Source organism: Mycobacterium sp. 5-140-3-2 (assembly GCF_035666375.1).
In the GTDB taxonomy this organism is placed as follows: Bacteria; Actinomycetota; Actinomycetes; order Mycobacteriales; family Mycobacteriaceae; genus Mycobacterium; species Mycobacterium intracellulare.
Map to the genome: position 1 here is coordinate 2,564,141 of NZ_CP142025.1, position 25,423 is coordinate 2,589,563.

At 66.0% G+C, this 25,423-nt stretch carries 26 protein-coding genes; 15 read left to right on the forward strand and 11 right to left on the reverse strand.

Annotated features, from left to right (window positions below):
- Positions 1 to 160: 160 nt before the first annotated feature.
- Genes P6281_RS12040 through P6281_RS12065 form a run of 6 tightly spaced genes read left to right on the forward strand, consistent with a single transcriptional unit; the run spans position 161 to position 4,067 of the window.
- Positions 161 to 685, forward strand: coding sequence for an OsmC family protein (locus P6281_RS12040; RefSeq protein ID WP_014384655.1), 525 nt, complete (start codon positions 161 to 163; stop codon positions 683 to 685).
- Between the two features lie 24 nt (positions 686 to 709).
- Positions 710 to 1,195, forward strand: coding sequence for a cyanase (gene cynS, locus P6281_RS12045; RefSeq protein WP_014380078.1), 486 nt, complete (start codon positions 710 to 712; stop codon positions 1,193 to 1,195).
- On the forward strand, positions 1,192 to 2,259 hold the full coding sequence (locus P6281_RS12050; protein ID WP_014384656.1) for an acyl-CoA dehydrogenase family protein: 1,068 nt from the start codon (positions 1,192 to 1,194) through the stop codon (positions 2,257 to 2,259). Before cynS ends, P6281_RS12050 begins: the two co-directional genes overlap by 4 nt.
- A 10-nt stretch (positions 2,260 to 2,269) precedes the next feature.
- On the forward strand, positions 2,270 to 2,890 hold the full coding sequence (locus P6281_RS12055; protein WP_014384657.1) for an RNA polymerase sigma factor: 621 nt from the start codon (positions 2,270 to 2,272) through the stop codon (positions 2,888 to 2,890).
- Positions 2,887 to 3,156 carry a hypothetical protein gene (locus P6281_RS12060; protein WP_008256475.1) on the forward strand — a complete coding sequence of 90 codons (270 nt, stop codon included), beginning with the start codon at positions 2,887 to 2,889 and terminating at the stop codon, positions 3,154 to 3,156. Before P6281_RS12055 ends, P6281_RS12060 begins: the two co-directional genes overlap by 4 nt.
- Positions 3,153 to 4,067, forward strand: a complete 915-nt coding sequence (locus P6281_RS12065; protein ID WP_014382505.1) for a formate/nitrite transporter family protein — start codon at positions 3,153 to 3,155, stop codon at positions 4,065 to 4,067. Before P6281_RS12060 ends, P6281_RS12065 begins: the two co-directional genes overlap by 4 nt.
- Positions 4,068 to 4,079: 12 nt before the next feature.
- On the opposite strand, the gene P6281_RS12070 is transcribed toward P6281_RS12065, so the two are convergent.
- Entirely contained in the window at positions 4,080 to 5,387 is a 1,308-nt protein-coding gene (locus tag P6281_RS12070) for an acyltransferase family protein (protein WP_014384658.1), read from the reverse strand.
- 96 nt (positions 5,388 to 5,483) lie between these two features.
- Between P6281_RS12070 and P6281_RS12075 the strand changes: the two genes are divergently transcribed.
- Both P6281_RS12075 and P6281_RS12080 read left to right on the forward strand, forming a co-directional pair.
- Positions 5,484 to 6,455, forward strand: a complete 972-nt coding sequence (locus P6281_RS12075; protein ID WP_008256480.1) for an aldo/keto reductase — start codon at positions 5,484 to 5,486, stop codon at positions 6,453 to 6,455.
- The gene (locus tag P6281_RS12080) at positions 6,455 to 7,432 is read left to right on the forward strand and encodes an NAD-dependent epimerase/dehydratase family protein (protein WP_095763203.1); all 978 of its coding nucleotides are present in this window, start codon (positions 6,455 to 6,457) and stop codon (positions 7,430 to 7,432) included. The genes P6281_RS12075 and P6281_RS12080 overlap by 1 nt, the downstream gene beginning before the upstream one ends.
- Here P6281_RS12080 and P6281_RS12085 read toward each other — a convergent pair.
- The 3 genes from P6281_RS12085 to P6281_RS12095 all read right to left on the reverse strand — a co-directional run bounded on the left by P6281_RS12085 (position 7,429) and on the right by P6281_RS12095 (position 9,923).
- Positions 7,429 to 8,529, reverse strand: a complete 1,101-nt coding sequence (locus P6281_RS12085) for an NAD-dependent epimerase/dehydratase family protein (protein ID WP_008256485.1) — start codon at positions 8,527 to 8,529, stop codon at positions 7,429 to 7,431. The genes P6281_RS12080 and P6281_RS12085 overlap by 4 nt on opposite strands.
- Before the next feature lie 6 nt (positions 8,530 to 8,535).
- Positions 8,536 to 9,054 carry a nuclear transport factor 2 family protein gene (locus tag P6281_RS12090; protein WP_008256487.1) on the reverse strand — a complete coding sequence of 173 codons (519 nt, stop codon included), beginning with the start codon at positions 9,052 to 9,054 and terminating at the stop codon, positions 8,536 to 8,538.
- A gap of 62 nt (positions 9,055 to 9,116) precedes the next feature.
- Entirely contained in the window at positions 9,117 to 9,923 is an 807-nt protein-coding gene (locus tag P6281_RS12095; RefSeq protein WP_008256489.1) for an acyl-CoA thioesterase, read from the reverse strand.
- 125 nt (positions 9,924 to 10,048) lie between these two features.
- Between P6281_RS12095 and P6281_RS12100 the strand changes: the two genes are divergently transcribed.
- The 5 genes from P6281_RS12100 (at position 10,049) to P6281_RS12120 (ending at position 14,506) form a co-directional block, all read left to right on the forward strand.
- On the forward strand, positions 10,049 to 10,438 hold the full coding sequence (locus P6281_RS12100; RefSeq protein WP_008256496.1) for a DUF1801 domain-containing protein: 390 nt from the start codon (positions 10,049 to 10,051) through the stop codon (positions 10,436 to 10,438).
- Positions 10,439 to 10,517: 79 nt separating this feature from the next.
- Complete coding sequence (locus tag P6281_RS12105; protein WP_324738911.1) at positions 10,518 to 11,765, forward strand: acyl-CoA dehydrogenase family protein; 1,248 nt, start codon at positions 10,518 to 10,520, stop codon at positions 11,763 to 11,765.
- Positions 11,762 to 12,628 (forward strand): hypothetical protein, encoded by an 867-nt coding sequence (locus P6281_RS12110; protein ID WP_014941877.1) that lies wholly within the window; start codon positions 11,762 to 11,764, stop codon positions 12,626 to 12,628. Before P6281_RS12105 ends, P6281_RS12110 begins: the two co-directional genes overlap by 4 nt.
- Positions 12,629 to 12,706: 78 nt before the next feature.
- Positions 12,707 to 13,636, forward strand: coding sequence for a TIGR03564 family F420-dependent LLM class oxidoreductase (locus tag P6281_RS12115; protein WP_179300640.1), 930 nt, complete (start codon positions 12,707 to 12,709; stop codon positions 13,634 to 13,636).
- 78 nt (positions 13,637 to 13,714) lie between these two features.
- Positions 13,715 to 14,506 (forward strand): SDR family oxidoreductase, encoded by a 792-nt coding sequence (locus P6281_RS12120; protein WP_324738912.1) that lies wholly within the window; start codon positions 13,715 to 13,717, stop codon positions 14,504 to 14,506.
- Positions 14,507 to 14,579: 73 nt separating this feature from the next.
- Here the strand turns inward: P6281_RS12120 and P6281_RS12125 are convergent, their stop codons facing one another.
- The 6 genes from P6281_RS12125 to P6281_RS12150 all read right to left on the reverse strand — a co-directional run bounded on the left by P6281_RS12125 (position 14,580) and on the right by P6281_RS12150 (position 21,424).
- Positions 14,580 to 17,483, reverse strand: coding sequence for an MMPL/RND family transporter (locus P6281_RS12125; RefSeq protein ID WP_042911796.1), 2,904 nt, complete (start codon positions 17,481 to 17,483; stop codon positions 14,580 to 14,582).
- Positions 17,480 to 17,914 (reverse strand): MmpS family transport accessory protein, encoded by a 435-nt coding sequence (locus tag P6281_RS12130; protein ID WP_269147570.1) that lies wholly within the window; start codon positions 17,912 to 17,914, stop codon positions 17,480 to 17,482. Before P6281_RS12130 ends, P6281_RS12125 begins: the two co-directional genes overlap by 4 nt.
- A gap of 299 nt (positions 17,915 to 18,213) precedes the next feature.
- Positions 18,214 to 18,822, reverse strand: coding sequence for a TetR family transcriptional regulator (locus P6281_RS12135; protein ID WP_008256516.1), 609 nt, complete (start codon positions 18,820 to 18,822; stop codon positions 18,214 to 18,216).
- A 189-nt stretch (positions 18,823 to 19,011) separates the two neighbouring features.
- Positions 19,012 to 19,938 (reverse strand): alpha/beta hydrolase, encoded by a 927-nt coding sequence (locus tag P6281_RS12140; protein WP_008256517.1) that lies wholly within the window; start codon positions 19,936 to 19,938, stop codon positions 19,012 to 19,014.
- Between the two features lie 153 nt (positions 19,939 to 20,091).
- Positions 20,092 to 20,760 carry an enoyl-CoA hydratase-related protein gene (locus P6281_RS12145; protein ID WP_008256518.1) on the reverse strand — a complete coding sequence of 223 codons (669 nt, stop codon included), beginning with the start codon at positions 20,758 to 20,760 and terminating at the stop codon, positions 20,092 to 20,094.
- Between the two features lie 34 nt (positions 20,761 to 20,794).
- Positions 20,795 to 21,424: a TetR/AcrR family transcriptional regulator gene (locus P6281_RS12150; RefSeq protein ID WP_008256519.1), complete on the reverse strand. Its 630-nt coding sequence runs from the start codon at positions 21,422 to 21,424 to the stop codon at positions 20,795 to 20,797.
- 136 nt (positions 21,425 to 21,560) lie between these two features.
- Between P6281_RS12150 and P6281_RS12155 the strand changes: the two genes are divergently transcribed.
- The gene (locus P6281_RS12155; protein WP_008256520.1) at positions 21,561 to 22,568 is read left to right on the forward strand and encodes a CobW family GTP-binding protein; all 1,008 of its coding nucleotides are present in this window, start codon (positions 21,561 to 21,563) and stop codon (positions 22,566 to 22,568) included.
- Between the two features lie 26 nt (positions 22,569 to 22,594).
- Positions 22,595 to 23,419: an acyl-CoA thioesterase gene (locus P6281_RS12160; RefSeq protein WP_008256521.1), complete on the forward strand. Its 825-nt coding sequence runs from the start codon at positions 22,595 to 22,597 to the stop codon at positions 23,417 to 23,419.
- 1,504 nt (positions 23,420 to 24,923) lie between these two features.
- Here the strand turns inward: P6281_RS12160 and P6281_RS26165 are convergent.
- Positions 24,924 to 25,355, reverse strand: a complete 432-nt coding sequence (locus tag P6281_RS26165; RefSeq protein ID WP_197538612.1) for a hypothetical protein — start codon at positions 25,353 to 25,355, stop codon at positions 24,924 to 24,926.
- Between the last annotated feature and the right edge of the window lie 68 nt (positions 25,356 to 25,423).

Here is a 25,423-nt window from a genome sequence, read left to right on the forward strand (position 1 = left end):
AACTTCGCCGCGCCGTGACGGCCGCTGAGGGCCGCCGCGTTTCACCCATGTGACGTTTCGTGGCGCGCGGGTAAATCAATCCCACCCGCCGTCACGCATCGGTGCCCGCCAAACACTAATTCCGTGAAACCGCACAATCAGCGAGAAACGGAGAACACCCATGACCGACGCGCTCGTCATCGACGCCGAAGGCCTCGACCGGCTGTCGTGTAACGCCAAGGCCAACCCCGAGACCGGCAAGAAAACGCTCAAGGCCAAGACGGTGTGTGAGACCGGATTTCGCAACATGACCTACGTCCGCGACCTGGCGCCGATGCTGGTGGGGGAGCCGCCCGCGCTGCTCGGTGACGACTCGGCACCCAACCCCTCCGAAACCGCCCTGGCCGCGCTGGGCTCGTGCGTGTCCGTGGGGCTGTTGGCCAACGCCACACATCGTGGCGTGACCCTCACCAAAATCGAGGTCGAGATGGAAGGCGACATCGACATCTCCGCGGTGTGGGGCGTGGGGGACACCCCCGAACGAAAGCGCCTCGGGTTCAGCGCGGTCCGTTGCACGGTGAGCCTCGCCGGCGACGCCGACGAAGCCACGCTCAAGGAGATCCACGACAACGCCATCGCGTGGTCGCCGGTCGTGAACACGTTTCGCAACCCGGTGAGCCTCGAATCGACGCTGCGCGCCGGATAAGCATCGCAACCTCAAACCAGAACCATGGCAAAAACATTGACCAAATCCGACCTTGCCGAGACGATCAGGCTCGCCCGCGTCAAGCACGGACTGAGCTGGGCGAAAATCGCCGAAACCATCGGCAAGGACCCGGCATGGACCGTCGCCGCGCTGCTCGGGCAGCATCCGCTCTCGGCCGGCGACGCCCGGGCGGTGGCATCGCTCCTCGGCCTCGACGAGGAGGCGGTGGCCGTTCTGCAAATGATGCCGCACCGGGGATCCGATGCGACCATAGCGAAAGATCCGACGATCTACCGGTTCCACGAGGCGCTGGCGGTCTACGGTCCGGCGATCAAAGAACTCATCCATGAAGAATTCGGGGACGGCATCATGAGCGCGATCAACTTTCAGCTCAGCGTGCAGCGCCGTCCGCACCCCCAGGGCGACAGAGTCGTCGTCACATTCGACGGCAAGTTCCTCGATTACGCGTGGCAACACTCCGCCGAGCAGGCGCAGGAGGTGGCGAAATGACGGCGACCCTGGATCCCGCGGCCGGCCGGCTGGATGTCGGCCTGTTGGAAGACATTCGGGCCCACGCCGCGGCATTGGACGGCGGCGAGCACCGGTCCCGTCGCAGCTTCACGGCGCTGGGGGAGGCCGGTCTGCTCGGCATCGGCGCCCCGGCCAACGCCGACGGCCGGCTCCCGGCGATGGCCGAGGTGATCCGGTTGATCTCGGGGACGTGCATGAGCACAGGCTTTTCGCTGTGGGCCCATCGCATGGCGGTCGAGTATTTGCTGACGGCCGCAACACCGTTCGGCGCGGCCGCCGCCGACCGGCTGCTTTCGGGAACCGTGCTGGGAGTCACCGGCATGGCCGCGGCCTTCAAAGAGGCCGCGGGCTGTGGCAGCGTGGAGTTGACCGCCACACCGGTAGCCGGCGGCTACCGGGTGTCCGGCCCGATCAGGTGGGCCAGCAACCTCTACCCCGACTCGACCATGGTGACGGCGGTGCGCACCGATGCCGGCGAGAGATTGATCGTCGCGATGACGTTGGACACACCCGGGGTGCTCCTGGGTGAGCACTTCGAGCTGTTGGCCATGGGGAGCACGGCCTCGTCGTATCTGAACCTGGACGGCGCTCACGTGCCCGACGGCCAGGTGCTGTCGCGCGATTTCGAAGGCTTTTTGCACGCGGTCCGCCCGACTTTCCTTGTGCTGCAGTCGGCGATGTGTCTGGGGCTGGCCAGGGCGGCAATCGACCACGCCAGGCTGGGGCTCGGCGGTGTCAACGCGGTGTTCGGCACCGACGTCGACCGCGTCTGCGAAAGGCTCACCGACGCCGAGGCGACGTTGGCCCACTTGGCCGCCGCGGTGGGCGGCCCCCGGTCGCCGGTCAAGAAGGAGCTGCTGTCGCTGAGGCTCACCGCGGCCGAATTATCCAGCGCCAGCACTGATTTGGAGATGCGAACCGCTGGTGGGAAGGGATATGCGAGCCGGACCTCGGTGAGTCGCCGCTACCGGGAGGCCGCGTTCATCCCCGTCCAGTCGCCGTCCGAGGGCCAGCTGCGCTGGGAGTTGGCCCGATGCGCCTGAGCATGGACCGATGGTGACCCCGGTGGCGGTGCCGCCCGAGGGCACCCGATCACAACGGCTGGTCGGCGGGGTTCCGCTGGCCAGCCTGGTGCGCGACTACCACCGCCCCATGGTGAATTTCGCCCGGACCATGGTGGATTCGCCGGCCGTCGCCGAAGAAGCCGTGCAGGAGGCGTGGGTGCAGGTGCTGCAATCGCCGGATTCGTTCCAGGGGCGCTCGTCGGTGAGCACCTGGCTGTTCGGGATTGTCAAGCACACCGCGTCGCGCCACCGGCGCCGGGAATCGCGGATCCGTCATCACGAGATGCTGGCGACCGCGGATGCTGACCCCCTATCGGGCCGCATGCACCCCGACGGCCACCCCGATGCCGGACACTGGCGCGAGCCGCCGTCGCGGCGCTTTCTGCCGGAAGATCACACGGTCCAAAGCGAACTCGTCGGGTACGTCCGTGCGGCGCTGGACGCCTTGCCCGAGCGGCAACGGCAACTGGTCATCCTGCGCGACATCGTCGGCGCCCCCGCCGACGAGGCGGCCGAGCTCCTCGATCTGACCTCCGAGGCGCAGCGGGCGCTGCTGTACCGCGCCCGCGGAAATCTCCGAAACGAACTGGAAAAGCGGTATCAACGATGACCGTTCACGACAACACCGTCCCCGCCATCGATTGCGTCGACTTCGTCCGCCTGGTTGACGACCTCGTCGACTCCGACCCGCGGCAATGGGGACCGATCGTGGCCAAGCACCTCGACGAATGCCCCCCGTGCCTGGTCTACCTGCAACAGATGCTCGACCTCAAGATCCTGCTCAGCCACGTCTTCGACGGCGAGCGCCTCACCGAGGACCACGTCTCTGGAGTCCTCCACGCGATCAACACCTTACGGAAAGGCGAACACGGATGACCATCAACGCTCCAGCGCAGCCGCTGCCGAGCTCGGCAACGGCGGGCACGGTCACCGCGTTGCCCACCGGCGTCGTCACCACTGACCGCGCCCCCGAGGATCCCTTCGAGCCGCTGACGGTGGGAGCGATGGTGGATCGGGTAGCGGCCATGGCAGTGGAAAAAGCCGCGCATCCGTGGGCCTTTTTGATGCGCTCCCTGGTCGGTGGCGTGATGGTGGCGTTCGGGGCACTGCTGGCCCTGGTGGTCAGTACCGGCGTCAAGACGCCCGGGGTGGCGAGCCTGTTGATGGGCCTGGCGTTCGGCATGTCCTTCGTCCTCATCCTGGTGTCGGGCATGTCGCTGATCACCGCGGACATGGCCGCCGGTTTCCTCGCCGTGCTCAAACGCACACTCAGCGTCGGTAACTACGCCCTCCTGGTGACCGTCGGACTCGTCGGAAACATCGCCGGCGCACTGATATTCGTCACCATTTGCGCCGCGGCCGGCGGTCCCTACCTGGGCGCCTTTGCCGAGCGCGCCGCGACCGTCGGCACCCTCAAGGCGGGCCAGCCCTTCTGGACCGCGCTCCTGCTCGCCGTCGTCTGCACGTGGTTCCTGCAGACCTCGATGTGCATGTTCTTCAAGGCCCGCAGCGACGTCGCGAGGATGACGTTCGCGTTCTATGGCCCGTTCGCATTCGTGATCGGCGGCACCCAGCACGTGATTGCCAATGTCGGATTCCTCGGTCTTCCGTTGTTGCTCAACCTCTTCCATCCGACCGCGCCCCGCGGCGCGATCGGCTGGGGGTTCGGCGCGCACGGCTTGCTCACCAACATCGGCATCACCACCGTCGGCAACCTCATCGGGGGTACGGTTTTCGTGGCGCTGCCGTTCTGGATCATCGCGCGGCTGCAGCACCGCCAAATCTGATTGCCGGCGTCGTCATGTAGCGTTCGTGCGCCGGGCCGTGGGGCGCAACGCCGCGAAGAGCGCCCCGGCGGCGAAGACCACCGCGATCACCCACGGAAACCGCCCGTCTGGGGCGAAGCCCTTGGCGGCGACCACGGCCAGGGCGTAGGCGGTCATCGCGGCGCCGGTGAGCATCACGGGCTCGGCCCGGCGCTCGCTGAGCGGGACACCGAGCAGTGGCAGGGGAGCGGCGAAAACCCTTCGCGCCCACCATAACAGCGCGATCTCGGCTGCCGTCACGACGCTGAGGATGGCCACCCATTCCAGCCGGGCCAGCCACCAGGCGGCACTTCCTTCCGGGGGTTGCGGCAAGAGTCCGGCCGGATACCCGACGATCGCCACGATCACGACGGGAATCATGTGCCACAGATAGAGGGCCATGATGTTGTTGTTGGCGATGGACAGAGCCCGCTCGACGCGGGCCGCGCGCAGCGCGCGGTTGAGCATGGGCGCGAGCGCCATGACGATGCCCGTTTGCGCGCCACCAAAGCCCATCAGCGCCACGGTAGGCGGTGTCGTGTTGTCGATGGTCTGGCCGGGAACGCCGATCATGCTGACCGGATAGACTCGCAGCCAGATCAACCCCGCCAGCCCCGCCGCCGAGGCACCGGCCAGCAACCAGGGCCTGCGGCCCGTCAATAGCCCACCGCGCCAGGCGATTCCGAGCTGATACAGGGCTCCCCAGCCCAACAGGTAGTTCAGCCAGTCGAGGTAGTGCACGTGAGTGCTGAGCCTGGCGGCATCGACGACCGCGACCCCCAACACGAGCGCCGCGGGCGCCCGAAGGCCCCAACGGCGGTGTGCGGCAATCCCAACCGGCGTCAGCGACACCACCACCAGATACACCGCCAGGAACCAGAGGTGCATCGCCACCGCCCAGCCGGCGTACTCGAGCACCGAACCCGCGACACCGCACGCGCCCAGCACAACCACCGCCACCGACACCAACGCGGTGTACGCCGCGGTCGGCCCGAGCACCCGGGCCAGCCGGTGTTGTAACCAGGTCTGGCGCGAGACTCCGCCGGTGTCGCGCCGATGCGTCCACGACACCGCGCCGGCGTAACCCGCCACCAAAAAGAACGTCGGAACCGCTTGGAAGGGCCAGGTCAGCCACTGGGTCCAGGGCATGTCGACGAGCGGGTTCTGCCGGCCGAACTGTCCGTCGTGGTAGGTCACCGACCCGGCCAGCCAGTGTCCCAGCACGATCAGCACCACTCCGGATACGCGGTAATAGTCAACCGCCAGATCGCGGGCCGGGCGCGGGCTGATTGCGCCGCCCATCAGATCGGGGGAAGCTCGACGCGGGACACAGCGCCACGGTACCGTCCAGCGCTCAGCGAGGCCTCGCTGAACCACGTCAAGAAGAGGAGAAGGGCCATGAAACAGGCTCAACTCGGTGAGCTGCGGGTCGGGCGCCTGGGACTGGGCGCGATGGGAATGTCGGTCGCCTATGCCGGCGCCGGAAGCGACGACGCCGAATCGATCCGCACCGTCCATCGCGCCATCGACCTGGGTGTCACCCTGATCGACACCGCCGAGGTTTACGGCCCTTACGTCAACGAGGAACTTCTGGCGCGTGCCCTGCGGGGCCGTCGCGATCAGGTGGTGGTGGCAACCAAGTTCGGTCTCATCTCGCATACCGGCCGTGACGGGCTCGACAGCAGCCCCGCCAATATCCGCCTGGCCGTGGACGGTTCGCTGCGGCGGCTGGAAACCGATTACATCGATCTGTACTACCAGCATCGCCTCGACCGACAGACCCCGATCGAAGAAACGATGTCCGCGCTGGCCGAGCTGGTTTCCGAAGGGAAGATCCGGCACATCGGCCTTTCCGAAGTCGGCGTCGACACCATCCGCCGCGCGCACGCGGTGCATCCCGTCACGGCCGTCCAATCGGAGTATTCGCTGTGGACGCGCGACCAAGAACCGGCGATCTTGCCGTTGCTGCGCGAGCTGGGCATCGGTTTCGTCGCCTACTCACCGCTGGGCCGCGGCTTCCTCACCGGTACGGTCCGCTCCACCGAGGAGCTCCCCGACAGCGACTACCGCAAGACCAATCCGCGGTTCTTCGACGAGAACTTCCAGCACAACCTGCGATGCGCGGACGAAGTGCGCGAGATCGGCGCTGACGTCGGCGCCACGGCGGCCCAGGTCGCATTGGCGTGGCTGCTCGCGAAAGGGCCCGACATCGTGCCCATCCCGGGCACCAAACGGGTCACCCGCCTGGAAGAAAACGTCGGGGCCGACGCGCTAGAGCTGACCCCGGACCAACTGGCGCGGCTCGACCGCCTCACCCCACCCGTGGGAGGGCATCACGCCGAGGCGCAAATGGCATGGATAGACCGCTAGTGGCCGACAAGAAGCTGGTGATCGGCGCGAGCGGGTTTCTGGGATCACATGTCACACGGCAACTGGTGGCGGCGGGTGAAGACGTGCGAGTCATGTTGCGCCACACCAGCTCCACCGCGGGCATCGACGATCTCGACGTCGAGCGCTGCTACGGCGACGTGTTCGACGACGCCGCGCTGCGCGCCGCGATGGCGGGCTGCGACGTCGTCTACTACTGCGTCGTCGACGCCAGAATGTGGCTGCGTGATCCGGCGCCGCTGTTCCGCACCAATGTCGAGGGCCTGCGCCATGTTCTGGACGCGGCTCTGGGCGCCGACCTTAAGCGGTTCGTATACACCAGCACCACAGGCTCTTTGGCGATCAGCGACGGCAAGCCGGTCACCGAGGAGGACCCGCACAACTGGGATCAGGGCGGCGCCTACATCGAAGCGCGGGTGGCCGGCGAAGACCTGCTGCTGTCGTACGCGCGGGACAAGGGCCTGCCGGGCGTGGCGATGTGCATCTCCACCACCTACGGGCCGGGCGACTGGGCGCCGACCCCGCACGGTGCGCTGCTCGCCCTGGTCGCCAAGGGCCGTTTTCCGTTCTATTTCGATTACTCGTCCGAAGTGGTGGGCATCGAAGACGCCGCCCGGGCAATGCTTCTCGCCGCCGAGCACGCGCGCGACGGCGAACGCTACATCGTGTCCGACAGGTACATGAGCATCCGGGAGCTGCATGAGATCGCCGCCACCGCCGTCGGAAGGCGATCGCCGCGCATCGGCATCCCGATGTCGGTGCTGCGGGCCGGGGCGCGGGTGAACGACGCGGCGGCTTGGCTGCTGGGCCGCGACCTGCCGTTCGCCTACGCGGGAATCCGGATGGCCGAACTGATGTCGCCGCTGGACCACTCCAAGGCCACCCGCGAACTGGGATGGACGCCCGAACCCGTCGAGGACTCGATCCGTAAGGCCGCCGTCTGGTTTGCGTCGCGCTAGTCGACGCTGGCCAATGCCGCCGTGCCGTACTTCTTTTCGATCAATCCCCAGGGGTCGGCGTAGGGGCCGCGCCCTTCCAGCCGGCGCTGCACCACGAAGACGGCGCGCAGAATCGGCCGCAATAGCGGGCCAAGCAGCCGCAGCACGTTGCGCACAGGGCCCTGCGAGTCGGCGAGCCAGGCCACCGTCTGCTGCCAGTCATGCTCTTGAAACTCGAGCAGCGCCTGCGCTTCGGTGGTGTCGTACCAGCCGGTGAAACTCCAGCCGCGATCGTCGCCCGGGTCGCCGGGCAGGCCGGCCGAGGGGCCGAGCGGGCCCAGCCCCGCCGCGGTCATGAGGTCGTCTTGCAGCCGGTGCTGCAGCATCACATACGTCTCGTTGCCGCCGATGAGCAACACCTTGCCGGAGATGGCCGTTTCGCGGTCGACGCCGTTGGCGAACGCCAGTGCCACGTCGCGCGCATCCACCGCGTGAATGCGGTTATCGCTCGGCATCGACCGCATCAGGACGAGATAGTCACCGTTGATACCGGCCTGGGTGTCCGGCGAGATGACACCCGCGAGCCGGTAGAGCGCGTAGGGCAGGCCACTGGCACGGATCGCCGCCTCGGCAAGCACCTTGTCCTGGCCGTATTGATCGATGGGATTCACCGGGGTATCCGGGGTGATCCGCTCGGGCTGGCGGAAGGGATTCCGCGATCCGTACACCGCTGCGCTGGACGCCATGAGGAACAGCGGTGGGCGGGGGAGCGTGGCGCAGGCGGCCAAGAGATTCTCGGTGCCGCCGACGTTGACGCGCCGGGCCAATGCAGGGTTGCGATACGACGGCGGAGAGACGATGGCGGCCAGGTGGACGACGGCCCCGGGACGGTGGGCCGCGACCAGATCACGCACCGCGTCGGCGTCCAATAGATCGGTGTAGGCGGGGATCAGCGTCCCGGATTGGCCCGCGGCGGCCAGTTCTTTCTCGACGGCCACGGTGTTGTCGTTGCGCAGATCCATCGCGACGACGGTGTGCCCCCGGTCGAGCAGGAGCTGCGTGCAGCGCCTACCGACTTGTCCGAATGCGCCCGTGACCAGAACGGTGTCGACAGCCACGACGCGTCACCGATCCATCAGCCGGCCGGCGATTTTGGCGATCGCCGTGCGGATTCGGGGGGACACGTAAATCGAGAATAGCGGGGTCACGATGTCCTCGCGGAGCCGAGTTAGCTTGGAGCTCTTGATAAGCCAGCGGCCCGCGACGTTTTCATAGGTTTCGTGGTAATGGCCGTAGCCGACCAAGGTTGCCCCGGGCCCGAACCGAACGACGTCTTGCAGCGCCCATATCCCACGCGCCGTCGTTGCCGACGTGAGCTCGATTTCGGGGGTGTGCACCTGGTGCGCGGTGGCCTGGGTGGGTCGGCCCAGGGCCTGGCGGGTAAAGGCGACGAAGTCGTCGGCGCCGGCGATCACCTTGCCGCCCGCTTCGGAGGTGTCACTGACGAAGTCGTCGGCAAAGATCGTTCGCCAGGCCGCCCAATCCTTGGTGTCCAGGTAGCGGCAGTAGCGCGCTTTGAGCTGCTTGATGGACTCGATCGCGGGCAAGCCGTCGGTGACCAGGTTTTCCGCGCGCTCTGTCATTGCGGCTCGATTCTGCCCGTAAGGGCCCCGGCGTGACGTTTCACTGGCGAAGTGTAAACCTGTCAGCCCTTGAAGTAGACGATCTGATGTGTGGTGGCCAGCAGTCCGCCCGCCCGGGTCCACACCTGCGCGCTCTGATCGAAATAGCCGTTTGCGAAGCGGTTGGCGTGGGCGGTGGCCAGCACGAAGTCGTCTCCGACGGCCTCGAGTAGCTGCTGATCGGCGTGAAAGTACGTGGTCAGTGAGATCGTTCCGGACGGGAGGAAGCCGCCGTGACGCAGGAACACCCGCGGGTAGAAGATGTCGCACAGCGCCGCGAGCGCCGCGTAGTCGACCGGGCGGCGCGCGCGGTCGCGCACCCACAGCGTGGTGGTCGAAGAGGGGCTGGGGTCCCCGCCTTTGCCGGGCATCGCCCCCTCGACGTAGCGCGTGTCGTAGAGGCCGGTCCATCGCACGAGGCCCGGATCGACGGCGGACAACTGCTCCGGGGCCGGCGCGCTCGGCGGGTGCGCTTCCGTGTCGGCCCAGCTCTCGCGCCGGATCGCGAAGATCGCGGTCGCCGTGGTCTTGACCACCCCATCCTGGCTGAGCTCGACAATCCAATGCTGGTTGGTGCGGTTGGTGCGCGCGGCCCGAAGCGCGATGTCGAAGTCGCCGTCGGCGATCGGTGCGGCGAAGTTGACGGTCAGGGCGAGCGGCTCGCCGATGCGGTCGGGCTGCCCTTCGACGGCGGCCAGCATGACGGCGGCCGTGATCCCGCCGAATGGCCCGACCATGTTGGCCCACTCCGCGTGCGTGCGACCGCGTCGGACGTCCGCGCTGACGGTGTCGAGGCGGACGGCTTCGTCGAAGGGATGTGTGTCGGTCATGTTGGTCGACGGCAGACTACTTGCGGTCGAACTCGCCGCTGGACACGGGGTCGTTGCACCCGACCGGCGATTCACCTCCCCTGATACGGTCCGGCGAGCGACAGCCTGAACGAAAGCGAACCGCGATGACCAACTCCAAGCACGACGCCGCGGCCAAATCTCCCGCCTCGTTGATCGATGCCAGGATCGAGGAACTGGGGGATTGGCGCGGCGAGACGCTCGCCCGGATCCGGCAACTGATCAAGGAGGCCGTCCCCGACGTAATTGAAGAGTGGAAGTGGCGTGGCGTTCCGGTGTGGTATCACGACGGGATGATCTGCACTGGCGAGACGTACAAGAACGTCGTGAAGATGACGTTTGCGAAGGGGGCGTCGCTGCAGGATCCCGCGGGTCTGTTCAATTCGAGCCTCGACGGCAACACCAGACGCGCAATCGATTTCCACGAGGGCGACACGATCGACGAGAACGCGTTGACGGCGCTCATTCGGGCCGCGGTCGACCTGAACAGGTCGTAGGGCGCCACCTGTACAGCGCCGTCGCCGTTGCTGTACAGTCGCCCAGCACAAGGACGACGGTCGAGTGAGAGGCCAGCCGGTGACTTCCGAGTCGGTCGAGGAATTTCGGCGCCGGGCCAGGGCCTGGCTCGCCGCGAACATGCCGCGACTCGATCCGGCCGAGGCGGTGTCGCTTCAGCGAGATCAGCTGCCGGCCTGGCACCGGGCCCGCGAATTGCAGAAGCTCCTGTGGGAGGGCGGATTCGCCGGCATCTGTTTCCCGCGTGAGTATGGCGGCCTGGGGCTGAGCTACGAATACAAGAAGGCCTTTGACGCCGAGTCGCTCGGCTATGAGACGCCGCTTCTGCTCAACGTCCCGTCCTTCGCCATCTGCTGCGCCACGATCCTCGATATGGGCAGCGAGGAGCAAAAGCAAACCCACATCCCGGCCGCGCTGCGCGGCGACGAGGTACTGGTGCAGCTGCTCTCGGAGCCCAGCGGGGGATCTGACCTGGCGGGCGTCATCACCCGCGCCGAACGCCGCGACGGCCGGTGGATCATCAACGGCGCCAAGACCTGGAGCACCTGGGCATTCGCCGCCGATTACGGGCTGTGCCTGGCCCGCACCAACTGGGACGTGCCCAAGCACGACGGTCTCACGATGTTCCTGGTGCCGCTTCGGCATCCCGGCATCACGATCAACCGCGTTGAACAGGTCAACGGGTCGATCGAGTTCTGCGAAGAGTTCTTCGACGACGTCGACGTGGGGGATGACGCCGTTGTCGGCGAGTCGGGCAAGGGCTGGGAGGTTGCGTCGCGCCAGCTCTACCACGAACGCCGCAGCATGGGCGACGGTTCGGAGTACACCAGTGGGCCGGGAATCGCTGAGGCCGAAGATGTTTCGGTCGACCTGCTGGCATTGGTCGACAAGACCGACCAGCACGACAGCGAGCGGGTCCGGGAGATGATCGGTCGGGCCCTGGTTCACCGCACGGTCCACGGCCAGCTCAGCGAGCACGTCTTTCATGCCGTCGCCGGCGGCGTCCTGCCGCCAGCCGCGGGATCGATCATCCGGCTATCCATGGCCGCGGTGCACGACGTGGAAACCGACACCGCCCTTGCCGTGTCCGGGACGTCGGCCGTGGTCGCGGACGACGGCGCACTCCTCGATATCGGGACGCGCTATCTGGGCCGGCAGACCGCCAGCATCGGCGGTGGCACCACCGAGATGGCGCGCAACGTGATCGGCGAGCGGGTGCTGAACTTTCCGCGCGAGCGCGCCGATGACCGAGGCGTGCCGTTCAATCAGGTGCGACACGGCAAAAGTCCGGGAGGAGAACGGAATTGAGCGACCAGCTTCGTGACATCCGAGAGTTGGCGGGGGACGCCGACGCCTACCGCGACGAACTGTACCGACGCTGGACGGGCCTGCTGAGCTACCGCTATATCGGCCGCAAACACTCGTCGATGAATCTCGGCGAGACCGACGACACCGTCACCATCCGCCGCGACATGCGCAACGAGGCGGGCGGAATCATGGTGGCGCCGTTGGCCATTTCCTCCCCGGAGGGCTGCCAGACCGACATGGTCGCCGTGCCCAACCCGGTGATCGCGTCGGTACAGATCGTCGACCCCGGCTACGACGTGACGCGGGTGGAGATCGTCGGGTCGGGCATCGTGCACCAGGGCCGCACCATGGGCTACGGGCGCTGCACGATCGTCGACGCCGATAACCCGCAGCGGGTGATCGCCTTCAACGAGGGGCAGGGAGCGATCATCGGCATCCCGCCCGAAGGCCTGGACAGGATGGATGTTTCGGGCACGGAGCTGGTGATCGAGGACTCACCGGATCTGCCCCCGCTGTGGCGGGCCTTCGGCGCCAGCCGTCGCGGCGACGGCCATTGGGTCCTGCCCGAGCTCAGCACCGAACTCGCGTCACCGGATGCGGCGTTGCACATCGGGCCCCAGCACGTCGTCCTCGAGACCGCCGCAATCGATTTGGCCGCCGAGGTCGCGGGAACCAGAAAGCTGCAGGTCGTGAGCTGGCACGTGATGTTCATGTCGCGCGGCAAGGTGGGTCCATTCCGGGTCGAGGGCACCGCGCATCCTGGCGGGCCCGGGCGCGTCGGCGTGCGCATGCTGCTGCACGACGAAGGCAACGCCGACAAGGCCGTCACCTCGGCTACCGCGGTCTTCGACGTCGTCGGCTGAGCCGGGCTCGGCGACCTCCGCTCGGGTGCGCCCCGGGGAAGGGCGATAACCTTCCCGAAGGCGACGCGAAGGAGCGTGATGGTCATGCAGATCTCCATGTTCGGGCAACTCAGCGGATCGGGCGGTCAATCGCCGATCGACGCGACGATCGCCAACCTCGCTATGCTGCGCGACGAGGGCTTCACGCGGGTGTGGATGAGCCAATTGCCCTATGAGCCAGACCTTCTCACGATTCTGGCCATCGCGCTGCACGAGGTCGACACGATCGAGGTGGCCAGCGGTGTGGTGCCGATCCAGAATCTGCATCCGATGCTCATGGCGCAGCGTGCCCTCACGCTGAGCCTCGCCTCGGGTGGCCGGTTCACGCTCGGGCTCGGCATGACCCATCAGGCGGTGACCGAGGGGATGTGGGGCATCCCGTGGGACAAGCCGGTGCGCAGGCTGAACGAATACCTCGACGGGTTGTTGCCCCTGCTGGCCGGTGAACCCGCCGCCGCGGCGGGGGAGACGGTGACCACCCGCGGTGCCCTGATGATCACCGGGGCGCCGAAGCCCGACGTGTACATCGCGGCCCTGGGCCCGCAGCTGCTCAAGATCGCCGGCCGGCGCACGTCGGGCACCTGCACCTGGATGACCGGCCCCAAGACGCTGGCCGAACATGTCGGCCCGACGCTGCGGCGGGCGGCCGCCGATGCCGGGCGGGAGGACGAGGTGCGTGTCGCCGCGTCGTTGCCCGTCAGCGTCACCGACGATGTCGACGCCGTCCGTAAGCAGGCGGCCGAACAGTTCGCCATCTACGGCGAGTTGCCGTCGTACCGCGCGATGCTCGACCGCGAGGGCTACGCGGGGCCGCAGGATGCCGCCATCATCGGCGACGAGGACACCGTGCGCGGCCGGCTCGACGAGCTGCGCGCCGCGGGCGTCGACGAGTATGTTGCGGCGGCATTCGATCCGTCACCGGAGGGCCGGGCCCGCACGCGGGCGCTGCTGCGCGCCTACGACTCCTGACCCGGCGTTTGGCTATGGCCATACATTGCCTCCTGAACGTATGGTGCAGAGACGAACTCAGAGGACAGGAGAAGCGCAGTGGCAGAACGGTTGGCGGGAAAGGTCGCGCTCATCAGCGGCGGCGCCCGGGGGATGGGTGCATCGCACGTGCGGTCGCTGGTCGCCGAGGGAGCCAGGGTGGTGTTCGGTGACATCCTCGACGACGAGGGCAAGGCGGTGGCCGCGGAGGTCGACCCCCATTTCCAAGCGGTCCGCTACCTGCACCTCGACGTGACCAAGCCGCAGGATTGGGACGCGGCGGTGGCGACCGCCCTGGGCGAGTTCGGCCGCATCGACGTGCTGGTCAACAACGCGGGCATCATCAACATCGGCACGCTGGAGGACTACGCGCTCTCGGAGTGGCAGCGCATTATCGACATCAACCTGACGGGGGTGTTTCTCGGCATCCGCGCCGTGGTGAAGCCGATGAAGGAAGCGGGCCGGGGATCGATCATCAACATCTCCTCGATCGAAGGCATGGCCGGCACCATCGCCTGCCACGGCTACACCGCAACCAAATTCGCGGTGCGCGGGCTGACGAAGTCGGCCGCACTGGAACTGGGGCCCAGCGGAATCCGGGTGAACTCCATTCACCCCGGGCTCATCAAGACCCCGATGACCGATTGGGTCCCGGACGACATCTTCCAAACGGCGTTGGGCCGGGCCGCCCAACCCGTGGAGGTCTCCAACCTCGTGGTCTATCTGGCCAGCGACGAATCCAGCTACTCCACCGGCTCGGAGTTCGTCGTCGACGGCGGCACCACCGCCGGGCTGGGGCACAAGGACTTCGCCAACGTGGAGACCGACGCGCAGCCGGACTGGGTCACGTAGGAGTCATCTGCCGCAAAAGCGCAACTGCCGACGGGATCCCGAGTGGGACCGTCGGCAGGTGCACTCTCGAGGGTCAGGCGTCCGCGGTTACGGATTCGCGTTCTTTGGCGGCGGGTTTGGGCCACGGCGAGGGGACCGGCCGTTGACGCACGTGCTGTGGCCACCAGAACCACTTGCCCAGTAGCGCCGCAATCGATGGTGTCATCAGCGACCGCACGATCAGGGTGTCGAACAGCAGACCCAGCCCGATGGTGGTCCCCACCTGGCCGATGACCGTCAACTCGCTGACGGCCATCGTCATCATCGTGAAGGCGAACACCAGGCCGGCTGAGGTGACCACCGAGCCGGTGCCGCCCATCGAGCGGATGATGCCGGTGTTCAGGCCGGCGTGGATCTCTTCCTTGAACCGCGCGACCAACAGCAGGTTGTAGTCGGCGCCCACGGCCAGCAGGATGATCACCGACATCGCGAGCACCATCCAGTGCAGTTCGATGCCGATGAGGTGCTGCCAGATCAGCACCGACAGTCCGAAGGACGCGCCCAGCGAGAGCAGGACCGTCCCCACGATGACCGCCGAGGCCACCACACCGCGCGTGATGAGCAGCATGATGATGAAAATCAGGCACAGCGAAGCGATTCCGGCGATCAACAGGTCGTAGGTGTTGCCGTCGCTGAGGTCCTTGTAGATCGACGCGGTGCCGGCGAGGTAGATCTTGGAGCCCTCCAGCGGCGTGCCCTTGAGCGCCTCGTAGGCGGCCTTCTTGATCGCCCCGATGTGCGAAATGCCTTCCTGCGACATCGGATCGCCGTCATGGCTGATGATGAAGCGCACGGCGTGCCCGTCGGGGGAGATGAAGTTCTTCATGCCTTTCTTGAACTCTTTGTTGTTGAAGGTCTCCGGGGGCAGGTAGAACGAGTCGTCGTTCTTGGAGGCGTCGAACGCCTTACCCATGGCGCTGGAGTTCTTCTGCGCCTCTTTCTGCTGATCCTGCAGGCCCTTCTGGGTCGAATACATGGTCAGCATGGTCGTTTTCATCGCCTTCATGTTTTCGATCATGGAAGGCATCAGCGCCACCATCTGGGGCATCAGGGTGTCCAGGTGGTCCATGACCGGCAGCAGACTTTCGATGTCGTCGGTCATGGTGTCGATGCCGTCGAGGCCGTCGAACACCGAGCGAAGCGACCAGCACGCCGGGATGTCATAGCAGTGCTTTTCCCAGTAGAAGTAGCTGCGCATGGGCCGGAAGAAGTCCTCGAAATCGGCCATGTGGTCGCGTAATTCGTTGATATCGATGGTCATGTCGTGCATCTTCCTGACCATGACGTGCATGTCGTTGGCCATCTGCACGGTGATGCTGGACATCTTTTCCATGCTGTCGATGGTCGTCTGCATCATGTCGGCCTGGTGCAGCATGTCGGCCATCTGATCTTCTTGGTACTTCTGGCTCATCTGCTGGCTGACGCCCTGCATGCTGATCTGGAAGGGAATCGACGTGTGTTCGATCGGCGTGCCCTGCGGGCGGGTGATCGCCTGCACGCGCCCGATGCCCGGGACCCGGAAGACCGTCTTGGCGATCTTGTCGATCACCAAGAAGTCCGCCGAATTCCGCAGATCGTGGTCGCTTTCGATCATCAGCACTTCGGGGTTCATCCGCGCCTGCGAGAAGTGCCGATCCGCGGCCGCATACCCCTCGTTGGCCGGCAGGTCCGTCGGTAGGTAGTTGCGGTCGTTGTAGTTGGTCCGGTACCCGGGCAGGGTCAGCAAGCCCACCAACGCCACCCCGATGGTCATCACCAGGATCGGGCCGGGCCAGCGCACGACGAGCGCACCGACCTTGCGCCACCCGCGAATCCGTTGCGTGCGCTTGGGTTCCAGTGTCTTACCGAAGCGGATTACCACGGAGATGACCGCGGGACCCAGCGTCAACGCCGCGGCGACGACGACCACCATGCCGATCGCCAGTGGGATACCCAGCGTCTGGAAGTAGGGCAGGTTGGTGAAGTGCAGGCAGAAGGTGGCGCCGGCGATGGTCAAGCCCGACCCGAGCACCACGTGCGCGGTGCCCTTGTACATCGTGTAGTACGCATCTACTCGGGACTCGCCGATAGAGCGGGCTTCCTGATATCGGCCGATCAAGAAGATCGCGTAGTCGGTGGCGGCCGCGATACCCAAGGTGACCAACAGGTTGGTGGCGAACGTCGAGAGCCCGATGAGCTGGAAATAGCCTAGGAACGCGACCATTCCGCGTGCGGCCGACAGCTCGAGCACCACCATCACCAGCGTGAGCAGCACCGTAATGACGGAGCGATAGACCAACAGCAGCATCGCGATGATGACGGTGAACGTGGCCGCCGTGATGAGCTGCATGCTGCGGTCGCCGGCCTCGTGCTGGTCCGCCGACAACGCCGCGGGACCGGTGACGTAGGCCTTCACCCCTTTGGGTGGGGTCACACTCTTGACGATGTGTTGGACGGATTCCACCGACTCGTTGGCCAAGGCCTCGCCCTGGTTACCGGCGAGGTAGACCTGGACGTAGGCGGCCTTGCCGTCGTTGCTCTGCGCGCCCGCTCCGGTGAGTGGATCGCTCCACATATCCTGTACGTGTTCAACGTGTTTGGTGTCGGCGTCGAGCTTCTTGACGATGTCGTCGTAGTAGGCGTGCGCGTCCGCGCCCAGCGGATTCTGGCCCTCGAGGACGATCATCACCGAGCTGTTGGACTTGTACTCGTTGAACACCGCGCCCATGCGCTTGGTGGCGACGACCGACTGCGCGTCATCCGGTGCCATCGACACCGAGCGCATCTTGCCGACCTCCTCCAGCTGGGGGACGGAGACGTTGAGCACCGCGATGATCGCGATCCAGCCGAGAATGATCGGTACGGCGAACGTCCGGATGAGCCGGGGGATCTTGTCCCGAACGGGTTCGTCGACAACGGGGATGGTGTCGGTGCGGGCGTCGTTGAACGTTGTGCTCATGCGGATTTCACCATGCAGAAGGTCAGGGCGTGTACGCCGTGGGTGAGGTTCTCGTCCTTGACTTCGTCATCGATGGTGATGCGGCAACCGAGGGAGTTGCCGTCGCTTTGTGCCGAGAGGTTCGGGAACACCGAAGGGGCGGTGGTGCTCAGGACCAGCGTCCACGGCAGTGGCGCGCCGTCGATCCGCTTCGGGTCGGCGGACAGATCCAGGTAGTTCACGTTGGCTTGGGCGGCCGAGCCGAAGACCTCGTATTTGACGACCTTGGGCTTGAACGGCTTGGACTCATCGAGTCGCGGGCTGGTCATGACGCCCGTGTCGTGCGCGCCGAAGAACGACTTGACCCGAACGACGGCAAACCCGCCGACCAGCACCACCGCCACGATCAACAGCGGCAGCCAGGCGTTGCGCACAAGTCTCGATATCTGCACCTGGGTGATCCCTTCCTCATCACGCGGACGTGACGCGGATCAGCGTTTGCGCGACTGGAGGTCGTGGACAGGTGAGTGCCCACAGTCGCACCGATCAACAACGAATTGCGTGGATTGCTTGGTTCGTGCGCGCAAGACCGTCAAACGCGGTGAAAGTCGCCCATCCCCACTGCCGACGTCCCCGGCGGCGACACCCGGCTCACCTTGTTGCTGAAGCCTCCCCGGGTAACGCCACCAGCGCATAGTACATGATGTGCATACCTTGCAGTGTATGCAACATTTGCTGCTGGTGTTTCAGGTCACTTCGTGAAGATGCTGTTCACCAGCGCGGCGGCACGCTCAACATAGGGCATCGGCGTGTCGGCGGTTTCACTCGCCTCCCCGCTCGCCCAGCGTTCCAGGCCCGACCGCACCGCCGTCAGCGCCAGCGCGGAAATCAGCGCGGCCATCTCGTCGTCGGGCTGCATCGCCTGGCGGCGGACGATGATGTCCGTCAACTGGTTCTGGAATCGTTCCAGATCGGCGAGGAACGCCGCCAGGACGGCGGGCGAAGTCTTCGCGAGTTCGAGCATGTGAGCTGCGTGTTCGCGCCGAGGGGGGACGTCGCGCAGGTGGTGTGCCGCCAGGGTGATCAGTTCCGCGAGGACGACCGAGTAGGGGGCGGGTCCGGCGGCGACGAAATCCTCGGCCAGCTCGGCGGGTATGTCAGAGGGGCCGTAGGCGAGTGCGGACTCTTTGTTGGGGAAGTAATTGAAGAACGTGCGGGTCGAGACGCCGGCTTCGGCGCAGATTTCGTCGACCGTGACCTTGTCGAATCCCCGTTCCAGCGTGAGCCGTACGGCGGCGTCGCGGATGTCGGCGCTCGTCTGCCGGCGGCGGCGCTCGCGTAGCCCCAGGGGATTGGCCATGCTCATATAGTTGCACGTTGTGCACAGTTTGCAGTCAAAAGGTGCCATCTGGCGGTGCGGAGGCGAGGCCGCCCGGCACCGTCCAGGGCGAGCGGCGGCGTTCCGCGTTCTCGCCGCCTCGCACCAGCCCTGTTCTTGCGCAACATCATTCGGCCAGCCGCTGTGGTGCAAGAGGTGGGTTCGGGCCGGTCATCCGCTGGGGGTGAGGGCGCCCCGCAAATAGTCGCATTGGCTTTGGAAGAACTTCGCCGAGATCGCCGCCTTGTCGGCGATCTGGTCGAACGCGTGAAACGCGCCCGGAACGATCTCCTCCTGCACCGGGACGCCCGCCTCGCGCAGGCGTCGCGCGTACTCCAGACTCTCGGAGTAAAAGAGGTCCAGCGTTCCCACGCCGATCCAGGCGGGCGGCAAGCCCGACAAATCCTTGCGGCGGGCCGGTGCCGCCTCTTCGGGATCGGCCCCATTGAGGTACCACTGCCAGGCCAATTGGTTATCGGATTCGGTCCACATGATCCGCCTGGGGCCGTCACGCCGGGCGCCGGTGCGATCGTCGAGCATCGGATACACCAGCATTTGGAAAGCGATTTTGACGTCCTGGCGGTCGTGCGCCCGCTGCGCCACCGCGGCGGCGAAATGCCCGCCGGCGCTGGCGCCGCCGACGGCGACTCGATCCGGGTCCACCCATGGCTGGCGCGCCAGCCAGAGCAGGGCCGCATAACAGTCCTCGACCGGTATCGGGTAGGGGTGTTCGGGGGCTAGCCGGTGTTCGACCGCCGCGATCGCGACGCCGGTGAGCTGAGACAGTTGGCGCAGATACTTGTCGTCCTGGGCGGCGTGGCCCATGATGGTGCCGCCGCCGTGGATCCACAGCAGCGCCGGTGCGTGGTCGGCAAGGCCGGCCGGACGGTGCAGGCGGACGCTGACGTGCTCGTTGACCGCGGCCACCGGCACGGTGCGGATGCGGCCGGCGTTGCCCATCAGGTTCATGATGGCGCGCTGCAGCTTCAGACCGCGGTGCAAGGCGTAACCCCGGGGCAGGAATCGAGCCACTTTGCGAAGACCGGGATCCAAGACATGGGGCGACGTGTAGGCGTTATCGGGAAGGCCGTTTGCCATCGGATGCCTCTGTTCCCTCGCGCCGGCAGACATGCTGACCATACAGGACGCAGGTAATGTCCATGCGTGGGAATTTGAACGAGTTTCAGCGGTATTCGCGCCGTCACGTGTCGGCCCGGCTGCGGACGCATTGGCCAAGCGGCACAGCCCGTTTCAGAGCGCCTCGTCGCTGTCGGTCAGTGCGCGCACGACGTGACCGAACATCGTCTGTTTGATCGCTCCGAGCGTGCCCGGGTCCTTGCCTCCGAATGGGCGAATCTGGTCGACGGCCGTGCCGGTGACCGCGTCCGCCGGACAGGCGACGTCGACGAGGCCGAATTGTGCTGCGTCGGGCCCGGTGAACCGACGGCCCGTAGTCATCGAGGCCACCGCGGCGCGAGGAGTGAGTTTGGACTGGATGAGCGCGGCCATGCCCGGGTTGAACGGAATGCGGATGTCGACCTCGGGAAAACAGAAGTACCCGCGATCGTCGCGCATGGCGCGAAAGTCGTGCGCGATCGCCAGCATTGCTCCGGCACCGAACGCGTGACCGACCACGGCGGCGGCGGTGGGAACGGACAGCGTCAGCACGCGCGCGAGCAGCCGGTGCACCCGATTGATGTACCAGGAGCCCCGGTCGGTGTGGGCGCTCAGCCAGTCCAGATCCAGCCCGTTGGAGTAGAACTTTCCGCCGGCGGTGGTGACCAGCCCCAGGGCGCCGTCCGAGATGACCTGATCGAGCGCGGCCTCAACGTCATCCAAAAATGCTGGGGAGAAACGGTTCTCATCGTCGCCCAGCCGGATGATGGCGATCTTGTCGTCGTAATCCAGTTTTACAGCCATGTGTTCCCCTGACTTCTTTCATGGTTCTCATCGGTCAGCCGCGTCGTTGCCGCGGGGCGGGAGGGCCGATCTCCAGCACGGCGCGCACGGCCGCGCGCAGATGCGCTCGCGCTGTGGCGCTTCCGAGGCGGTCTCGCCGAAGCAGCAACGCGGTGGGCAGGTCGACGACGCAGCTGGTTATCGTGTCCACCGCCGCCGCGTCCTTGCGCTCCCACACCGCGACCGCAAGCCGCACCATCAAATCGACGAGAAGTTTGTCGAGGCGTCGCAATTCGTCGGCAATGTCGTCGGGGACATCGTCGGCGAGTACTTCCTCGCGGCGCACACGCAACAACAGCGTCGATGAGCCGGGATATTGCTCAGTGAAAACCACCGGCGCGTCGGCGGCGGCCACCACCGCTTCGATGGGACCGCCCGGGTCGGTACCGGTCGCGGCGTCGTCGACAAGTGCCGTCTGTACCGCCAGGAAACGCCGGCCAGCCCGCAGCCAAGCCTGGCCCATCAGCCCGCCCCGCGATGTGAACGTGTGGTACACAGCGCCGTTGGAGACACCCACGGCCGCGCCGACCGCCCGGATGGTCACCGCGCTCGGGCCCGACCGCGCCACCAGGTCCTCGACGGCGTCGAGTACGGCGTCGGGATCGTGAAGGCGGGGCCGCGGCATGCAACCACCATAACAGAGCGGATGCTCTATTACGCGCCGGGGCGTGAGTATCTCCCTGTGCCGCGGGGCACGATCCGACCGTGATATGGCGCCGGTTAGCATCGGACGTCCGGATGTCGGTGCGGAAGGTAGGGCATTGGCTGCGATACCCGTCATCGCGCTCACCGGTCATCTCGGCGCTGGCAAGACGACGCTGCTCAACCACTTGTTGCGCCATCCCGGCACCCGAATCGGTGTCGTGGTGAATGATTTCGGCGACATCAACATCGACGCTTCTCTGGTGGCCGGTCAGGTCGACGAACCGGCCTCGATCGCCGGCGGATGCATCTGTTGCCTGCCCGATGGCGGTGGGCTCGACGACGCACTCGTCAAACTCGCGGATCCGGCCCGGCGCCTTGATGCCATCGTCGTCGAGGCCAGTGGTCTGGCCGACCCCGTGGCGATCGCGCGGATCATCGGTTTCAGCGAGATACGGGGGGTCCGGCCGGGGGGACTCGTGGATGTCGTCGATGCGGTGAACCATTTCGACACCGTCGACTCCGGGACGCTACCGCCGGTCCGCTATGGTGCGGCGTCGCTGATCGTTGTCAACAAGCTCGACCAAGTGCCTGACTGCGAGAGGTCGGCTGTGGTGCAGCGCGTCACACAGCGTGCGGCGCAACGGAACCCGCACGTTCATGTCGTGGGCACATCGGGTGGCCGGATCGACCCGGAGCTGCTCTTCGACGCGTCTGGCACGTCCGGACAGGTTGGCCAGCTCTCGTTCCTGGACTTGGTGCCCGAGCACGAGCATGACCACGTCCATGCTGATGCGGTCACCGTGGCCGGCGCTGGTTGTATCGACCCCGACGCCCTGGTCGATCTTCTCGAACAGCCGCCTCCGCAGGTGTTCAGGATGAAAGGCATTGTGGCTGTGTGGGAGCGCGCGACCGTGCGCGAATACGTGATCAACTTGGTGGGTGGCGCCGTCCACATCGCGAAGGCGCCGTCGGGAGCAATGGCCAATTGCCTCGTGGCGATCGGGATGCATCTCGACATCCCCGCCGTACGCGCGCGGCTCGATGACGCGCTGCAGCCTGTGTCGGGGTCGGCGTCGGCACCGGCGTTGCGGCGGCTGCAACGGTACCGGCGACTCAGCGCGTGAGTGAGGATCCGGCAAGATACGTCGTGATGTCATCTTCGCTCGGCGACGTGCTCGCCACCTTGGAGCTCGACCGAGTCGATCAGTGGCTTTTCGTCGGGCGGCAGCTTCCCGCGCCCGCCAACCATATACTCGGTGGGCACATCTCGGCTCAGGCGTTGTTGGCGGCAAGCCATACCGCACCGGGCCGAACGCCGCACAGCGTCCACACGTACTTCCTGCGGCCCGGCGACTCGCGTCACCCGGTTGATTTCGAGGTCGTCGACCTCCAAGAAGGCCGGACGTTTTCTGCTCGACGGGTCACCGCACGCCAAGACGGCAAGATTCTGATGGAGGCCATGTCGTCGTTCAAAGTCGCCGATTTCGCTCCCGCGCAGGTCGTCTATCAGCCACCTATGCCGCCGGCTTCCAGCCCGGAATCCTTGCCGTGGGTTGCCCCGCATCTCGCGGAATCCGACGAGAGCGCCCAAGGGCGGTGGGCGAGCCTGCGCTGGTTCGAGCGCCGGATCATCGACACCGAGGCTGCTCCGCCCGCCCGCGCGCCGATGTGGTGGCGACCCGACGGGCGAGTTCCCGGTGACCCGGTGCTGACCGCCAGCCTGGTGGCGTACCTGTCGGCGGTGACGTTGACCGAACCGGCATATGCCGCACGCGGCGGTGTCGGGGCATCGGCGCAGCGCGACCATTCGGTGTGGTTCCACGGTCCGGCGGCGTTGTCGGATTGGCTTCTCTACGACCGGTCCTCGCCGAGTAGCGCCGGTTCGCTGGCACTGGCGAGTGGGACGATGTTCAACCGCACCGGCGAACTGGTGTGCACGGTGAAACAGGAGATGTATTTTCCGACGCGCAATTGATGGGACAGTCACAGTGCACGTTCCGATGGTTCACTATCGCAACGCGTGACATCGTACCGTCTCAATATGGCCGCGCCGCAAGGCAATTCCGTCACAGTGACGTAATTAGGCCATAGGGTTTTCCACGGTGGGGAAGGGGATACGGTGGTCGGGTGCGGTCTGTAGCGCGACCCGGTGTCTCTTCTCCGCCATATCCTTACACTGTCTCGTGGTGATCGGAGTCTCGTGGAGCTCTCTGCGCCCGACGAAGGAGTCGTAAGCCGAGCCGGCCACGATGTGATCGCAGTAGCGCTTACCGCCTTGCATAATCGTCACCGTGACGAATCGGGCGGGTCGGGGATTCCCACCCACCTCGCGGGGGCCCGGAAGCCGCTGCGTAAAAGTGCGAGGTAGTGATTGCGAGGCCGCCGGATTGGGTAGTCGGTTTACACTCACGCCCAGCTAAAGTCTGGACGCCTGAGATGGGAGGGCTCGATGAGTGTGTTCGTTCGTCGCGTCGTGTGCACCGTGGCGGTGGCATTAGGACCAATGGCCTACGTGGCGGCGGTATCGTCCGGCGTGGCCTCCGCCCAGCCCCCGGATTGCGGTGCCGGCAACTGGTGGAACCCGGGGGCCAATGCGTGCCAGCCGGTGGCACCGCCGCCCCCTGATTGCGGTCCTGGCAATTGGTGGAATCCCGGGGCCAATGCGTGCCAGCCGACGGCACCCCCTGATTGCGGTCCGGGCAACTGGTGGAACCCGGGGGCCAATGCGTGCCAGCCAGTGGCGCCCCCGCCGCCGGAGTAGCGCCTCGTACGTACCCTCGCCGAGCGCGGCGAGGTGGGATCGGGGCCGTAGCGCGTCCGCGCCCAGCATCGGACCCGCATTGGCCGCACATTGGTGCGGGCCTTATGTGCCCGCCGCCACAACGCAATTCGTCACTGTGACGTAATGATGGCGGTAAAGGCCCGGTCAGGCGAGCGAGGCCGAGGATCACTCAATGGGCTGCGCGCGATGTCGTGCGGAAGCGCTCGATCAGACGATCACAAGAGTTGGTTCATTCGCGCGACTGGCGCGTACCCACGCGACAGATTTGCCAACTGAGCGTTCTCGGCTTGCTGCCATGGAAGGCAGTGGACAAGGGTTACTGGACTCGTTTTAGCCCCGACGCGGGCGCGCTAGCCGCCTTGCGCCGGTGAGCATTATGCCGATAAGCGACATTATGTCGGGTAATCGGGAGAAGGCTCCACTCTCGGACGTTGCCATCAGTATCGGTGTCCTGCGGCATGAGTTGGGCATGACATTGACACCGTCAGACTTGGAGTTGATCCGCTGCTCTCCCGTTAATGGGTGCGGACAACTCAAACCCTGAGCAGTACCACGCCCTTCGAGCCGAGCAAGGCTATCGTTGCGGCATTTGCGGTATCAGTGAGGCGGACGTTGATCTCACAGGGTTGGCGGCCGTCCGCGCGCTGATGGTCTGCTCAAGGTTCCGTTCGCCGTAGAGGCGCGAAGCTGCGTCGGGCTAACCCGCCAAAAGGAGATCATCATGCCCGTCGGCCGCGTCTTTGTCGACCGGGTCGTGCGCGGCGATTGCGGTCGTCATATCAGCCCCCGGGACGCCGATAGGCGTTAATGGACGGTCGAAGCTTCGGCTTTCTCGTATATCCGAAGATACGAGCGCGAGATCACGATTGCGGTAACGGTCCTTAGCGACCACAGCACAGTCGTGCTCCTGCACTGCGCGGCGAGCAGGGTGACCCGCGGTGAAGTTGCCATCGTGACTAAAGACCCTCCCTGCTGCGGCGCGGGACGGATATGCACCAATCCAATATGGATGTTTACCGGCCGATGCTTCGGCTATGCCCACCATCACTTCCGGCAACACCAACGCGCCGACCATGCGCATCGCCGAGCGCGCAGCGCGGGCGATCGTCGGTAGGTCGTTCTCCCGCATGTCCTTTCGCGGTTATAGCCGAACGATCACCGCTTGGTATCTATTTGGGCATGCAACCGCGTTTCGAC

Bases quoted from the DNA above. Each gene is read 5' to 3' on its own strand.
- P6281_RS12040 (WP_014384655.1), top strand. From the start codon at position 161: ATGACCGACGCGCTCGTCATCGACGCCGAAGGCCTCGACCGGCTGTCG.
- cynS (WP_014380078.1), top strand. From the start codon at position 710: ATGGCAAAAACATTGACCAAATCCGACCTTGCCGAGACGATCAGGCTC.
- P6281_RS12050 (WP_014384656.1), top strand. From the start codon at position 1,192: ATGACGGCGACCCTGGATCCCGCGGCCGGCCGGCTGGATGTCGGCCTG.
- P6281_RS12055 (WP_014384657.1), top strand. From the start codon at position 2,270: ATGGTGACCCCGGTGGCGGTGCCGCCCGAGGGCACCCGATCACAACGG.
- P6281_RS12060 (WP_008256475.1), top strand. From the start codon at position 2,887: ATGACCGTTCACGACAACACCGTCCCCGCCATCGATTGCGTCGACTTC.
- P6281_RS12065 (WP_014382505.1), top strand. From the start codon at position 3,153: ATGACCATCAACGCTCCAGCGCAGCCGCTGCCGAGCTCGGCAACGGCG.
- P6281_RS12070 (WP_014384658.1), bottom strand. From the start codon at position 5,387: ATGGGCGGCGCAATCAGCCCGCGCCCGGCCCGCGATCTGGCGGTTGAC.
- P6281_RS12075 (WP_008256480.1), top strand. From the start codon at position 5,484: ATGAAACAGGCTCAACTCGGTGAGCTGCGGGTCGGGCGCCTGGGACTG.
- P6281_RS12090 (WP_008256487.1), bottom strand. From the start codon at position 9,054: ATGACAGAGCGCGCGGAAAACCTGGTCACCGACGGCTTGCCCGCGATC.
- P6281_RS12095 (WP_008256489.1), bottom strand. From the start codon at position 9,923: ATGACCGACACACATCCCTTCGACGAAGCCGTCCGCCTCGACACCGTC.
- P6281_RS12100 (WP_008256496.1), top strand. From the start codon at position 10,049: ATGACCAACTCCAAGCACGACGCCGCGGCCAAATCTCCCGCCTCGTTG.
- P6281_RS12115 (WP_179300640.1), top strand. From the start codon at position 12,707: ATGGTCATGCAGATCTCCATGTTCGGGCAACTCAGCGGATCGGGCGGT.
- P6281_RS12125 (WP_042911796.1), bottom strand. From the start codon at position 17,483: ATGAGCACAACGTTCAACGACGCCCGCACCGACACCATCCCCGTTGTC.
- P6281_RS12135 (WP_008256516.1), bottom strand. From the start codon at position 18,822: ATGGCCAATCCCCTGGGGCTACGCGAGCGCCGCCGCCGGCAGACGAGC.
- P6281_RS12140 (WP_008256517.1), bottom strand. From the start codon at position 19,938: ATGGCAAACGGCCTTCCCGATAACGCCTACACGTCGCCCCATGTCTTG.
- P6281_RS12145 (WP_008256518.1), bottom strand. From the start codon at position 20,760: ATGGCTGTAAAACTGGATTACGACGACAAGATCGCCATCATCCGGCTG.
- P6281_RS12150 (WP_008256519.1), bottom strand. From the start codon at position 21,424: ATGCCGCGGCCCCGCCTTCACGATCCCGACGCCGTACTCGACGCCGTC.
- P6281_RS12160 (WP_008256521.1), top strand. From the start codon at position 22,595: ATGTCATCTTCGCTCGGCGACGTGCTCGCCACCTTGGAGCTCGACCGA.
- P6281_RS26165 (WP_197538612.1), bottom strand. From the start codon at position 25,355: ATGCGGGAGAACGACCTACCGACGATCGCCCGCGCTGCGCGCTCGGCG.